Below are 13343 nucleotides of genomic sequence, written 5' to 3' on the forward strand. Positions count from 1 at the left end.
GGTCACAGCAGGGCGGGCCGCTCCCACTCCTGGCCCAGCACGTGCTCGGCCAGGAACGCGAGCACCGTCTCGTACCAGACCGTCGCGTTGCCGGGGGTGAGCACCCAGTGGTTCTCGTCGGGGAAGTAGAGGAACTTCGACGGCACCCCGCGCTTCTGCAGGTCGTACCAGAGTCGCAGCCCCTCGCCGATCGGCACCCGGTAGTCCTTGTCGCCGTGGATGACCAGCATCGGCGTGCGGATCGCGTCGGCGTAGCGGTGCGGCGAGTTCTGCTCGTACCGCCGGGGCTCGGTCAGCGGGTCACCGAACTCCCGCTCCCAGTAGTAGGCCGAGTCCGTCGTCCCGGCGAACTGGTCCAAGTGCCACAGGCTCGCATGGGTCACGATCGCGGCGAACCGGTCGGTCTGGGTGGCGATCCAGTTGGCCATGTAGCCACCGAAGGAGCCGCCCATCGCCGCGGTGCGGGTCGCGTCGATCTCCGGCAGCGCCTCGGCGGCGTCCACCGCGGCCATCAGGTCGGTGTACGGGGCGCCGCCCCACTCGCCCCAGCCCCGGCGGACGAAGTCCTGCCCGAAGCCCTGCGACAGCGCCGGGTTGGGCAGCAGGACGGCGTAGCCGCGGGCGGCCAGCAGCCACGGTGTCCACCGCCAGGACCAGCCGTTCCAGCTCATCAGCGGGCCGCCGTGCACCCACAGCACCAGCGGTGCCGGCTGCCGGGCGCTCGCGCCGTCGGGCAGCACCAGCCAGGACTGCACCCGGGTGCCGTCGGCAGCGGTGGCGTCGAGCTCGCGGAGCGTGCCGGGGAGGAAGTCGACGGTGCCCGGGTTGGGCAGCGGGGTGGGCTGCTGGCCGGTCGCGACCGGGTCCAGCCGCACCGGCACCGGTGGGGAGTCGTAGGCCGAGCGCAGGGCGTACAGCGCGCTGCCGTCGCGGGCCACCTGCAGGTCGCTGTAGGCGCCGTCGCCGGTCAGCCGCACCGGGGCGTCGCCGTCCAGCGCGACCCGGAAGACCGCGTGCCGCCCGTCCTCGTCGGCGAGGAAGTACACCGCGGTGCCGTCGGCGGCGAACTGCGGCGCGCTGGGCCAGCGGTCGAAGCCGGCGGTGAGGTCGCGGGAGTCGGCGGTGACCGGGTCGACCAGCAGCAGCGTGTAGTCCGGCGGCTCGCTGAACGTGGAGGCCGACTCCCGCACGCACACCAGCCGGGTGGAGTCCGGGGAGAAGCGGGGGGAGTGGACGTCGGCCCGCGGCTCGTCGACCAGCACCCGGGTCTGCCCGGTGGCCACCTCGGTGAGCACCAGCCGGGAGCGGCGGCCGGCCGGCCCGTCGGGCACGTCCTCGCCGCGGGCGACGAACCGGCCGTCAGGGGAGACGGCGACGTCGTCGCCCGCGCCCAGCGGAGCGCCCGCCTCGGGGGTCAGGTCCCGCCACTCCGCGGGCTCGGGACGGGCGCCGGCAGCCGGGTCGGCGGGCAGCCGCCCGAGCCAGTACAGGTGCGGGACGGCGGGGCCGAGGTCGTGGTCCCAGAAGCGCACCGGGTAGCTCTCGTGCAGCACCGCGGTCACGCCGGCGTCCGCGCGCTCCTTCCGCCGCTGCTCGTCGTCGGCGGCGTCCGCCGCGTCCGGCGTGGTCGAGGCGAGGACCGCCACCTCGCCGGTGTCGGCGGCGACCAGCACGCCGCTGATGCCGGCGGCACGCTGCAGGACCAGCCGCGCCTCACCGCCGTCGGCCGGCAGGCACCACAGCGACGGCTTCGGCTCACCGGCGTCCTTGTCGGCGTCGGGGTCGGGGCGGGCGGAGGTGAACAGCAGGTCGCCCGCGGGGGTGAACACCGGCGCGGACTCAGCGACCGGCCCCCGGGTCAGGCGCCGCGCGGAGCGGCGCCCGGCCGGGTCGACCTCCCACAGGGCCGACTGCCAGGCGGTGCCCGCCGGGTTCAGCGTCGCGACCGCCGTGACCAGCCGGGTGCCGTCGGGGGAGAGGGCCAGGCCGCCGAGGCGTGGCAGCGCCATGAAGTCGGCGAGCCGGTGGAACGGGGTGGCCTGCGGCTGTTCGCCGGAGGGAGCTGCGGAGTCGCTCACCGGTGCCTTCTCTCTGTGCGTCCGGGCGGGTCACCGCCGAGCCTAGTGAGGAGATCGTGAGCCCGGCGAAGGAGTTGTCGGCCCGGCGGCCGGGCGCCGGAACGACGCGAGCCGCGGCCCCGGTGGGGGTCGCGGCTCGCGGGAGCTGCCGGTCGTGCCGTCAGCCGACGCCGGCGGTCGCCTCGGCGGCCTCGACCGGGGTGAGGTCGTCGTCGACGGCGCTGACGAAGACGTGCTGGGCGACCCCGGGCTGCAGCGGCACCCCGTCGACGAGGACGGCGCCGTTGGACAGCGACGCGGTCACCGTCGAACCGGGGCGGACGCCCTGGTCGGCCAGCGACCGGAGGAGCTGGGCGTCCTCCTGGAGCTGCTCGCTGATCCGGCGGACCACCACCTGGCGCCCTTCGGGAGTGGCCGTGGTGGAGAGCAGGGTGAGCGCGTCGAGCACCGCGGAGGTGTCGCCGCCGAGGGCGTCGAGGCCCGGGATGGGGTTGCCGAACGGGGAGACCGTCGGGTTGTCGAGCAGGGTGAGGATCTTGCGTTCCACCGCCTCGCTCATCACGTGCTCCCAGCGGCAGGCCTCCTCGTGGACGTCGGCGTAGTCCAGGCCGATGACGTCCACCAGCAGGCACTCGGCCAGCCGGTGCTTGCGCATGACGGCGGTCGCCAGCTCGCGCCCCTCGTCGGACAGCTGCAGGTGGCGGTCACCCTGCACGGTCAGCAGCCCGTCGCGCTCCATGCGGGCCACGGTCTGGCTCACGGTGGGGCCGCTCTGGTGCAGGCGCTCGGCGATGCGGGCCCGGAGAGGGGTGATCCCCTCTTCCTCGAGCTCGAAGATGGTCCGGAGGTACATCTCCGTGGTGTCGATGAGGTCGTTCACGTCCACTCCTCCGTCAGGTGCCGAGGATTCTACGAGGCGCCGGCCACCCGGCGGGCTCCGACGACCCGACGACCCGACGACCCGACGACCCGACGACCCGACGACCCGACGCCGGCGGCGGCGCGGGGTGGCCGGCGCCCGGTAGCGTCCGGGCACGGCAGAGCCGGCTGCTCACCGGGGGGCAGCGGCGGCCCGGCACCGCCGTGGCCTGCCGAGGACGAGGACCAGCGAGGGAGGGCCCGTGAGCGACTCCGTCGCGGTGGTCTGGGACGACGCGCTGCTCGGCTACACCATGGGCGGCGACCACCCGATGCACCCGCTGCGCCTGGAGCTGACCATCGAGCTGGCGCAGTCGCTCGGCGTGCTGGACCGGCCCGGGCTGGAGGTGCTGCGGCCCACCCCGGCCGACGAGGACCTGCTCCGGCTGGTGCACGACCAGGGCTACCTGGACGCGGTGCGGTGGGCCCCCGACGACCCGGCCGCCGCCGGGCACGGCCTCGGCACCCCGGACAACCCGGTCTTCGCGGGCATGTACGACGCGGCCGCGCTGATCACCGGTGGCAGCGTGCTCGCCGCCCAGCAGGTGCACTCCGGCAAGGCCCAGCACGCGGTCAACATCTCCGGCGGGCTGCACCACGCCATGCGCGACACGGCCTCCGGGTTCTGCGTGTTCAACGACGCGGCCGTGGCGATCGCCTGGCTGCTGCGCCAGGGCTACGAGCGGATCGCCTACGTCGACCTGGACGTCCACCACGGGGACGGCGTGCAGGCCGCCTTCTACGACGACCCGCGGGTGCTCACGGTCAGCGTCCACCAGACCCCGCTCACCCTGTTCCCGGGCACCGGCTACCCGGAGGAGACCGGTGACCCGCAGCGGGCGCTGGGCAGCGCGGTCAACCTGGCGCTGCCCAACGGCACCGACGACGCCGGCTGGCTGCGCGCGTTCCACGCGGTGGTGCCCAGCGTGGTGCGGGCCTTCGCCCCGCAGATCCTGGTCACCCAGTGCGGCTGCGACGCCCACCACGAGGACCCGCTGGCCGACCTGGGGCTCACCGTCGACGGTCAGCGCGCCTCCTACCGGGCGGTGCACGACCTGGCCCACGAGGTCTGCGACGGCCGGTGGATCGCCCTGGGCGGTGGCGGCTACGGACTGGTCCGCTGCGTGCCGCGCGCCTGGACCCACCTGATCGCCGAGGCCAGCGGTGACCGGCTGGCCCCGTCCACGGAGATCCCGCAGGCGTGGCGCGACGACGTCCGCCGCCGTGGACTGCGGGTCGAGCCGCCGGAGTCGATGACCGAGGGCGGCTACGTGGGCTTCCCCCGGTGGGACCCGTTCACCGAGAACCGGGTCGACCGGGCCATCCTGCGCACCCGCACGGCCGCCTTCCCCTACTTCGGACTCGACCCGGACGATCCTCGTGACTGACGCGACCAGCACCCCGGCCGGACCACCCGCCCCCGCGCCCCCGCCGCCGCACTGGGAGGCCGACGTCGTCGCCGCCGACGGCGGCACCGTGCACCTGCGCCCGATCACACCCGACGACGCCGACGGCATCGTCGGGCTGATGGACCGCAGCAGCGAGCAAACCCGCTACTACCGGTTCTTCGGCCCGGTGCGGCGCCTGTCGGACAAGGACCTGCACCGGTTCACCCACGTCGACCACGTCGACCGGGTGGCCTTCGTCGTCCTGCTCGGCGACGAGCTGATCGGGGTGGGCCGCTACGACCGGCTACCGGGCACCGCCGACGCCGAGGTCGCCTTCCTCATCGAGGACGCGCACCAGCGCCGCGGCCTGGGGTCGGTGCTGCTGGAGCACCTGGCCGCGGCCGCCCGTGAGCGGGGGATCAGCCGCTTCGTCGCCGAGGTGCTCAGCCAGAACAGCGCGATGGTCCGGGTGTTCCAGGACGCCGGTTACTCGGCCCAGCGGTCCTACGAGGACGGCGTCGTGCACCTGACCTTCCCCATCGCACCCACCGAGCAGTCGCTGGCGGTGGCGCACGAGCGGGAGCAGCGCAGCGAGTCGCGGTCCATCGGCCGGCTGCTGACCCCCGGCTCGGTGGCGGTGGTCGGCGCGAGCAACGACCCGAGCAAGGTGGGGTCGGCGGTGCTGCACAACCTGCTGGAGTACGGGTTCGCCGGGCCGATCTACCCGGTCAACCCCGCGGTGCGGCACGTGCGCGGCGTGCCGGCGCACGCGGACATCGAGTCGATCCCCGACGACGTCGACCTGGCCGTGCTGGCCGTGCCCGCCGAAGAGGTCGCGGGCGTCGTGGAGGCCTGCCGTCGCAAGCGGGTCAAGGGGCTGGTGGTCATCTCCGGCGGGTTCGGCGAGACCGGGCCGGAGGGCCGGGCCGCGGAGCGTGCGCTGGTGGCCTCGGCCCGGGCGTCGGGCATGCGCGTGGTCGGCCCCAACTGCCTGGGCGTCGTCAACACCGACCCGGCGGTCCGGCTGAACGCCAGCCTCGCGCCGCAGGTCCCCGGGCGCGGCCGGGTCGGGTTCTTCGCCCAGTCCGGTGCGCTGGGCGTGGCGCTGCTGGAACGGGCGCGGGGACGCGGCATCGGGCTGTCCAGCTTCGTCTCCGCGGGCAACCGCGCCGACGTCAGCGGCAACGACCTGCTGCAGTACTGGGCCACCGACCCGGCCACCGAGGTGGTGCTGCTGCACCTGGAGAGCTTCGGCAACCCGCGCAAGTTCGCCCGGCTGGCCCGCAGCGTCGGCCGCACCAAGCCCGTCGTCGCGGTCAAGAGCGGCCGGCACGTGAAGATGACCGCCGGGCTGGCCGGCACCAGCGTCGCGGTGCCCGAGCAGTCGGTCGCGGCGCTGTTCGCCTCGGCGGGCGTCATCCGGGTCGACACCCTGGCCCAGCTGTTCGACGTCGGCACCCTGCTGGCCCACCAGCCGCTGCCGGCCGGTGACCGGGTGGCGATCGTCGGCAACTCGACCGCGATGGGCGTGCTGGTCGCCGACGCCGTCCTGGACCGGGGCCTGCAGCTGGCCCACGACCGGCCGGTCGACATCGGCACCCAGGGGGGCCCGGAGGACTTCCGGGCCGCCCTGCAGGCCGCGGTCGACGACGACGCGGTCGACGCGGTCGTGGCGGTGTTCCTCCCGCCGCTGCTCAGCGGGGAGCAGACCTTCGGCCGGGTGCTGCGCGAGGTCTCCGAGGGGGCGGCGAAGCCGGTGGTCGCCAACTACCTGTCCACCGACGGCATCCCCGACGAGCTGGCGGTGCGCGACGAGCACGGCATGCCGGCCCGGGGGTCGGTGCCGTCCTTCTCCACTCCGGAGCGGGCGGTGATCGCGCTGGCCAAGGTCAGCGAGTACGCCCGCTGGCGGCGACGGCCGATCGGCGTCGTCCCGGACCTGGACGGGATCGACGAGGAGGCCGGCCGCTCGGCGGTGCTCGGCGCGCTGACCGGCACGCCCGCCGGCCGCGACCTCACCGACGAGGAGACGATGGCCCTGCTGCGGGCCTACGGCATCCCGCTGCTGGGCACCCGCCGGGTGGAGGACGCCGATGCGGCGGTCGCCGCCGCGGAGCAGATCGGCTACCCGGTGGTGCTGAAGTCGACGGCGCCGTGGCTGCGCGACCGCCGCGACCTGGGTGGGATGCGGTTCGACCTGGCCGACGCCGAGGACGTGCGCGCCGCGTTCGCCGCCATCCCGGCCGGCGATCCGGTGATCGTGCAGGAGCAGGCGGCGCCGGGGGTGGGCACGGTCGTCGAGGTGGTCGACGACCCGTCCTTCGGTGCGCTGGTCAGCTTCGGCCTCGGTGGGGTGGCGACCGACCTGCTGGGCGACCGCGCCTACCGGACGCTGCCGCTGACCGACCTGGACGCCCACGAGCTGGTCCGCGAGCCCCGGGCGTGGCCGCTGCTCGACGGCTACCGGGGCAGCGCACCGGTGGACACATCCGCCCTGGAGGAGCTGCTGCTGCGGGTGGCCCGGCTGGCCGACGACCTGCCGGAGGTGCTCGGGCTGACCCTGGAGCCGGTGATCGTCGGACCGGCCGACGCCTGGCACGGTGGCCGCTCGCTGGTGGTGGCCGGTGCGGCGGTCCGGGTGGGGCCGCCCACCGCCCGCATCGACCAGGGCCCCCGGAGGATGTTCCGCCCCGCCGGGTCCTGAGACGCGAACGAGCCGGTCACCCGACGAAGGGTGACCGGCTCGTCGATGCTCCAGCCGGGCAGCGGCTCGGCGCCACAGCGGCACGGAACCTGGCCGCGGTGACGGCCGGAAGGCCGTCAGCCGAGGTAGTCCCGGAGGGCGTCGGCGCGCTGCGGGTCGCGCAGCTTGGTCATCGTCTCGCGCTCGATCTGGCGCACCCGCTCGCGGGAGAGCCCGAACCGCTTGCCGATCTGCTCCAGCGTGCGCGGCTGCTCGCCGTCCAGACCGAAGCGCATGATCACGACGTCGCGCTCGCGCTCCTCCAGGGTCTCCAGGACGTTGCGCACGTCGCCCTTCATCATCTGGAAGGCGACGGCGTCCTCGGCGACCGCGGCGTCGGCGTCCTCGATGAAGTCGCCGAGACGTGACTCCTCGTCGGCGCCGACGGTCTGGTCGAGGCTGACCAGGTCGCGGGAGTACTCGAGCAGCTCGGTGATCCGCTCGGGGGTCATGTCGAGCTCGAGACCCAGCTCCTCGGGGGTGGGCTCCCGTTCCAGCTCCTGGTGGATCCGGCGCCGGGTGCGCACGACCTTGTTCACCTGCTCGGCCAGGTGCACGGGGAGCCGGATGGTGCGGCCGGAGTCGGCCATGGCGCGGGTGATGGCCTGACGGATCCACCACGTCGCGTAGGTGGAGAACTTGAAGCCCTTGGTGTAGTCGAACTTCTCGACCGCGCGGATCAGGCCGACGTTGCCCTCCTGGATGAGGTCCAGGAACGTCATGCCGTGACCGGTGTAGCGCTTGGCCACCGAGACGACCAGCCGGAGGTTGGCCTCCAGCAGGTGCGCCTTGGCCGCCTTGCCGTCCGCGGCGAGCAGCTTGTAGTCGCGGGTCAGCGCGGGGGTGAGCTTCTTCTCGCCCAGCAGCCGGTCGGCGTAGAGGCCGGCCTCGATCCGCTTGGCCAGCTCGACCTCCTGCTCGGCGGTCAGCAGCGCGGTCTTGCCGATGGTGTTGAGGTAGACGCGCACCAGGTCCGTCGACACCAGGCCACTGGTGTCCGGGGCACGGCGCGGCGAGCGCACCTCGAGGGTGTCGGTGGTGGAGGACTGCAGCAGCGTCACGATGAGTCTTCGTCCTTGCTTCGGTGTCCGGATGCACCGCGGCCGTCGTCGGCTCGCTGCACATCCCGGCGTGGTCGGTCAGAGCGTCGGCCCGGTGGCGCCCGGGGTGGCTCTCCGCCCGTGATGTCCGTTGTGGTACGTCGTGTGCAACGGACCGGACCGGAAGGGTGTTCCAACCCCGGACAACTCACAGGCAACGGCCAGGTGTGACTGACAGCACTCTTCCCCGTACCCGGTGCTGACCGGATCAGACCTCCAGTTGCAAGGTCATCGGGCCCTCGTTGATCGAGGCCACCTGCATCCGCGCGCCGAAGCGCCCGGTCGCCACCACCGTCCCCCGGCGGCGCAGCTCGGCGACGACCTCCGTCACCAGCGGTTCGGCGACCTCGCCGGGCGCCGCGTCCTGCCAGGAGGGACGGCGGCCCTTGCGGGTGTCGGCGTAGAGGGTGAACTGGCTGACCACCAGCACCGGCAGGCCCAGGTCGCCCACGGACCGGGCGCCGTCGTCGGTGGGGAAGACCCGCAGTTCGTGCAGCTTCCTGCCGAGCGCCCGGGCCCGGTCGGCGTCGTCGTCGCGGCCGGCACCGACCAGGGCCAGCAGCCCGGCACCGATCTCCCCGACGACCTCGCCGTCCACCGTGACCGACGCCGAGCTCACCCTCGTCACCACCGCACGCACCGGACCATCCTGACGGCGGGCCGGTGCCGGCCGGTGGGGTGGCGCCCCGCGGGCGTCCTGTCGATCCGCGGGTGGAGGGCGATGACCGCGTCGATTCCTGCCTGCAGGGGCGCTGGCGGGGCGTCGATGGCAACGTTGACGACGACGTCGTCATGCCTCACCCCGATGGTGGAACTGGATGAACCTGTAGATGCCCGCTGCCGACGGTCCTGACATGGTCGCCACGTCCCCCCTGACCGACCCCCCGGTCCACGACCCGTTGACGACCACCGTGTTCGAGTCCCTGTTCGTCCACGGCGTCGACGGCGCCCTGCTGGCGACGCCGGACGGGCGCATCCAGCGGGCCAACGCGCGCGCCTGCGAGCTGCTGGGCTGGACCGAGGAGGAGCTCACCGTCATCGGTCGGGACGGCATCGCCGACCGCCGGGACCGCCGCTGGACGGCGGCGGTGGAGGCCCAGACCCGCGAGGGCTTCTTCCGAGGCGTGCTCCGGGTGCGGCGCAGTGACGGTTCGACCTTCCCGGCCGAGCTCACCAGTGCCGAGTTCTTCGACGGTTCGGGTCGGCGGGACTACGTCACCTTCCGGGATTTGACTGCGGAGGAGGCCGAGGCCGCCCGGACGGCGGAGACCAGGCGGGCCGCGGCGGAGGTGGTCGACAGCCTGGAGTCCATCAGCGACATGTACGTGGGCGTGGACGTCGACTGGCGGGTGACCTACATCAACGCGCAGGCGGAGGCCCGCCTGGGGGTGCGCCGTGCCGACGTCCTCGGTGGAGATCTGTGGCAGACGTTCCCCGCGCTGGACGGCACCGTTTTCGAGGACGCCTACCGGCGGGTGATGAGCACCGGTCGGCCCGAGACGTTGGAGGACTTCTACGGTGGGGCGCAGCTGTGGACGGAGGTCCGCGTCTACCCGTTGCGCCGGGGCGGCATCGGCATCTACTTCCGCGACGTCGCCGAACGGAAGGCGCTGGAGGCCGAGCGGGAACAGCTGCTGGCCGCCGAGCGGAGGTCCCGGCAGGCCGCGGAGCAGGCGCAGCTGGACCTGGCCCACCGTGCCACGCACGACGAGCTCACCGGGCTGCTCAACCGCTTCGGGCTGCTCCGGCAGGTGCAGGAGGTCCTCCTCGGCCGGCCGGACGCCGGGCTCACCGTGATGTTCATCGATCTCGACCGGTTCAAGCTGATCAACGACAGCCTCGGGCACGGCAGCGGGGACCAGCTGCTGGCCGTGATCGCCGGCCGCCTGTCCGCCGTTGCGCGGCCGGGGGACCTGGTGGCGCGCTTCGGCGGCGACGAGTTCATCCTGGCGCTGTTCGACACCCCGCGGACCGCGGTCGACGCGCTGGCCCAGCAGGTCGTCACCGTCGTCCGTGCGCCGGTCGACGTCCGGGCACGGCTGCTGGTCACCACGAGCATCGGGCTGGCGTCCTCGGCCGGGGCCGCCGACCTCGGCACCCTCCTGCGGGAGGCCGATGCGGCGCTGTACCGGGCCAAGGACGCCGGCCGGGACCGGGCGGCGTGGTTCGACGAGGAGATGCACCGCGCGTCCGTGCACCGCGTCGAGGTAGAGCGCGACCTACGGCGCGCCCTGGAGTCCGACGAGCTGTACCTGGACTACCAGCCGGCGTTCGACCTGCGCGAGGACTCGATCAGCCACGTCGAGGCGCTGGTCCGGTGGCGCCACCCCGAACGGGGCGTCGTGTCGCCCGAGGAGTTCATCCCCGTCGCCGAGGACGCCGGGCTCATCCACCGCCTGGGTGAGCGCGTGATCGCCCAGGCGGTGGAGCAGGCGGCGGCCTGGGCGCACGTCCCCGGCGTGCGGGTCTGGGTGAACGTCTCCGCGCAGCAGCTCGCCGACCCGGGGCTGCCGGAGCTGCTCACGGCGCACCTGGACCGCGTCGGCCTCGCCCCCGACCGACTGGGCATCGAGGTCACCGAGTCCTCGCTGGCCGACAGCTCACGCCTGACCTGCACGCTGGCGGAGGTCCGCGCACTGGGGGTGGCGATCGCCATCGACGACTTCGGCACCGGCTACAGCTCCCTGGCCCGGCTCGCCAGCTTCCCCGCCGACGTCATCAAGATCGACCGGTCCTTCGTGGCCGACCTGGGCAGCCCCCGAGGCCATGCCGTCCTGGCCGGCATCGTCACCCTCGCCCACGCCATCGGCGCCCACGTCATCGCCGAGGGGGTCGAGACGCTTCCCCAGCTCACGGTGCTCCGCGAGCTCGACGTCGACTCCGCGTGCGGGTACCTGCTCGCCCGACCGGGCGACCCCCGGCACGTGCCGCTCCCGGTCCGGCAGGGCGACGACAACCCCTGAGCGACGGGACGGCGACCGACGGGAGCTGCTGACGCGGCGCCGTGTCCCGTGGGTGAGGTCGTGTCCCGTGGGTGAGGCAGGATCTCCCGCGTGCCCACCCTGACCATCGCCCAGGACCCGGCGGCCGACGAACTCCTCGGCCGTGACCCGCTGGCCCTGCTGCTGGGCATGCTGTTCGACCAGCAGATGCGTCGGCGAAGCAGTGACCGACCGCGAAGTGGCTCCTGAGCGGTGAGCGGTGCCGGTGACCGGCCTGATCGTGCACCGGTCACGACTGGGTGCGGCATCGTGACCGGTGGGTCTTCGGCCAGAGGGCGTAGGGCAGGGGCCAGGCCAGCGCCCAGATGATCACCCCGGCGGTCAGGCCGTTGATCCAGCCGGTCAGGTGCGAGGTGCGGGCCGGGTCGTCGACGGCGAGGATCGCCAGGCCGAGCAGGCCGCAGGTCACCGTCCACCCGGCGAGTGCCCGGACCCACAGCTGCCACTCGTAGCGGGCCCGTGCCTGCCCGTACTTCGGCGGGCGGACGGGTGGCGGGCCACCGGCGAACCGGTGGGCGAAGCGCTGATCGGCCCAGCGCAGGGTGACCGGCCCGAAGGCCACGGAGAAGCCGATGTAGACGGCGGCGAGCCCGTGCGCGGCGGCGGCTGTGCTGCCCGAGCGGAGGTCGAGGACGGAGGCGATGAGCAGGACCAGGTCGAGCACCGGGGCGCCGGCCAGCAGGACAGCGCTGGTGCGGCGCAGGCGCAGGAGGTAGCGGGCGATCAGGCCGGCCCCGAGCAGGCACCAGAAGCCGACCTCGCAGGCCACGATGAGTGCGATCAGGAACCCGTTCACCGGAAGGACTCCGCTCCGACCGCCGTCCCGGCGTCGGCGGAGCCCACGTCGGCGGAGCCCACGTCGGCGGAGCCCACGTCGGCGGAGCCCATGTCGACGGGGCGTGGCGCACGGTGCATCAGCCAGGTCCGTGGACCACCGTCGGGCAGGTCGACGACGTCGGTCACCGTGAAGCCGAGGCGCTGGTAGAAGCGCACGTTGCGCGGCGCGCTGGTCTCCAGGTGCACCGGCAGCCCGGATCGATCGGCGCGGGTGAGCCCCGGTCCGAGGGCGGCCGCCCCCAGGCCCCGCCCCTGGTAGCTCCTTCCCACGCCGACGCTGGCCAGCTGCAGGTGTTCGCCGTCGGGCCGGTACGGGGCGAGCACGGCGTCGGCGACGGCGGCCGTGGCCGCGCGGTCACCGGCGAGGTCGGCGACCGCCGGCCCGATCTCGTGCCACGCCTGGTCGGGGACGGCGGTGCCGGGCAGCCAGACGGCGACCGCCGCTGGGACGTCTTCGGTGCAGCCCAGGTCGACGTGTCCGTAGGGCAGGGCGACGGCGGTGAGGTACAGCTGCTGCAGTGCGGTCAGCTGCCGGTCGTGGTCGTCGGCGGCGACGGTCCAGCGGGTCCAGGGGTAGTCGGCGAAGGCGTCGGCGAGGAGCGCGGCCGCGCCCGGGAGGTCGCCGGCCGTGGCCGGGCGCAGGTGCAGCGTCATCGGTCCTCCGGCTGGGGGCGGGCTGACGTGAGATGGCGGTAGGCGGCGGGCGTCCAGGCGGCGAGCACCTTCGGCCGCAAGGTGGCGCCGAGGCGGCGGTAGAAGCGCTGGGCCTCGATGTTTTCGACCTCCATGCCCCAGCGGATGAGCAGCTGGTCGGGCGCGGCGAGTGCGGCGAGGGCAGCCATGAGCTGGCGACCGACGCCGCCGTCGCAGTGGCCGGGGCGGACATAGAGGTCGTCGAGGTCGAGCACGTCGCCGCCGGTCCACAGGTGCATCCGGCGAAGGGTGGAGACGTAGCCGACGGCCTGTCCGGCCCGCTCGGCGAGCAGCACGATGACCTCCGGGCGGTCGAGCAGCCGGCGCCACTGCTCCACATCGACGTGCACGTGTGCGCTCTGGTCCTCGTGGGCGGCGATCTCGCCGACCATCGCGGCGACGACGGCGGCGTCGGCGGGTGCGGCCCGCCGGATCGCGACGGGCGGGGTCGACACGGCGAGGGCGCTGCTGCCGGCCGCGGGCAGATGGGTCATGGTCGGCTCCTGCAGGGTGGCGTGGACTCGGGCTGGGGTGGAGGTCGGACGGTCGCAGCGGGGAGGTGCCGGTGCCTGGCCCGGGTGCAG

General features: G+C 74.0%; 11 protein-coding genes. 4 read left to right on the plus strand and 7 right to left on the minus strand.

The features are described 5' to 3' along the window. Positions 1-2: 2 nt before the first annotated feature. Both ACI79A_RS05295 and ACI79A_RS05300 read right to left on the minus strand, forming a co-directional pair. Positions 3-2078 (minus strand): S9 family peptidase, encoded by a 2076-nt coding sequence (locus ACI79A_RS05295; RefSeq protein ID WP_457080686.1) that lies wholly within the window; start codon positions 2076-2078, stop codon positions 3-5. A 160-nt stretch (positions 2079-2238) separates the two neighbouring features. Then, entirely contained in the window at positions 2239-2958 is a 720-nt protein-coding gene (locus ACI79A_RS05300; protein ID WP_457080688.1) for a metal-dependent transcriptional regulator, read from the minus strand. A gap of 241 nt (positions 2959-3199) precedes the next feature. On the opposite strand from ACI79A_RS05300, the gene ACI79A_RS05305 reads away from it, so the two are divergent. Both ACI79A_RS05305 and ACI79A_RS05310 read left to right on the plus strand, forming a co-directional pair. Further along, positions 3200-4384, plus strand: coding sequence for an acetoin utilization protein AcuC (locus ACI79A_RS05305; protein ID WP_457080690.1), 1185 nt, complete (start codon positions 3200-3202; stop codon positions 4382-4384). Next, positions 4377-7088, plus strand: coding sequence for a bifunctional acetate--CoA ligase family protein/GNAT family N-acetyltransferase (locus ACI79A_RS05310; protein ID WP_457080692.1), 2712 nt, complete (start codon positions 4377-4379; stop codon positions 7086-7088). The genes ACI79A_RS05305 and ACI79A_RS05310 overlap by 8 nt, the downstream gene beginning before the upstream one ends. A 116-nt stretch (positions 7089-7204) precedes the next feature. Here the strand turns inward: ACI79A_RS05310 and sigB are convergent, their stop codons facing one another. Both sigB and dtd read right to left on the minus strand, forming a co-directional pair. After that, complete coding sequence (sigB, locus tag ACI79A_RS05315; protein ID WP_457080694.1) at positions 7205-8188, minus strand: RNA polymerase sigma factor SigB; 984 nt, start codon at positions 8186-8188, stop codon at positions 7205-7207. A 247-nt stretch (positions 8189-8435) separates the two neighbouring features. After that, entirely contained in the window at positions 8436-8867 is a 432-nt protein-coding gene (gene dtd / locus ACI79A_RS05320; RefSeq protein WP_457080696.1) for a D-aminoacyl-tRNA deacylase, read from the minus strand. A gap of 214 nt (positions 8868-9081) precedes the next feature. Here dtd and ACI79A_RS05325 point away from each other — a divergent pair, with 214 nt between their 5' ends. Together ACI79A_RS05325 and ACI79A_RS05330 are read left to right on the plus strand one after the other, a co-directional pair. Continuing rightward, a complete protein-coding gene (locus ACI79A_RS05325; RefSeq protein WP_457080698.1) occupies positions 9082-11190 on the plus strand; it encodes a putative bifunctional diguanylate cyclase/phosphodiesterase in 2109 nt (702 codons plus the stop codon). 90 nt (positions 11191-11280) lie between these two features. Further along, positions 11281-11418: a hypothetical protein gene (locus ACI79A_RS05330; protein WP_457080702.1), complete on the plus strand. Its 138-nt coding sequence runs from the start codon at positions 11281-11283 to the stop codon at positions 11416-11418. Positions 11419-11458: 40 nt separating this feature from the next. On the opposite strand, the gene ACI79A_RS05335 is transcribed toward ACI79A_RS05330, so the two are convergent. From ACI79A_RS05335 to ACI79A_RS05345, 3 genes are read right to left on the minus strand one after another with little or no spacing between them, the layout of a single operon-like run. Then, entirely contained in the window at positions 11459-12025 is a 567-nt protein-coding gene (locus tag ACI79A_RS05335; RefSeq protein WP_457080704.1) for a hypothetical protein, read from the minus strand. Beyond that, the gene (locus tag ACI79A_RS05340) at positions 12022-12720 is read right to left on the minus strand and encodes a GNAT family N-acetyltransferase (protein WP_457080706.1); all 699 of its coding nucleotides are present in this window, start codon (positions 12718-12720) and stop codon (positions 12022-12024) included. The genes ACI79A_RS05335 and ACI79A_RS05340 overlap by 4 nt, the downstream gene beginning before the upstream one ends. Further along, positions 12717-13253: an N-acetyltransferase family protein gene (locus ACI79A_RS05345; protein WP_457080708.1), complete on the minus strand. Its 537-nt coding sequence runs from the start codon at positions 13251-13253 to the stop codon at positions 12717-12719. Before ACI79A_RS05345 ends, ACI79A_RS05340 begins: the two co-directional genes overlap by 4 nt. Between the last annotated feature and the right edge of the window lie 90 nt (positions 13254-13343).

This window comes from Modestobacter sp. SYSU DS0657 (assembly GCF_054050925.1).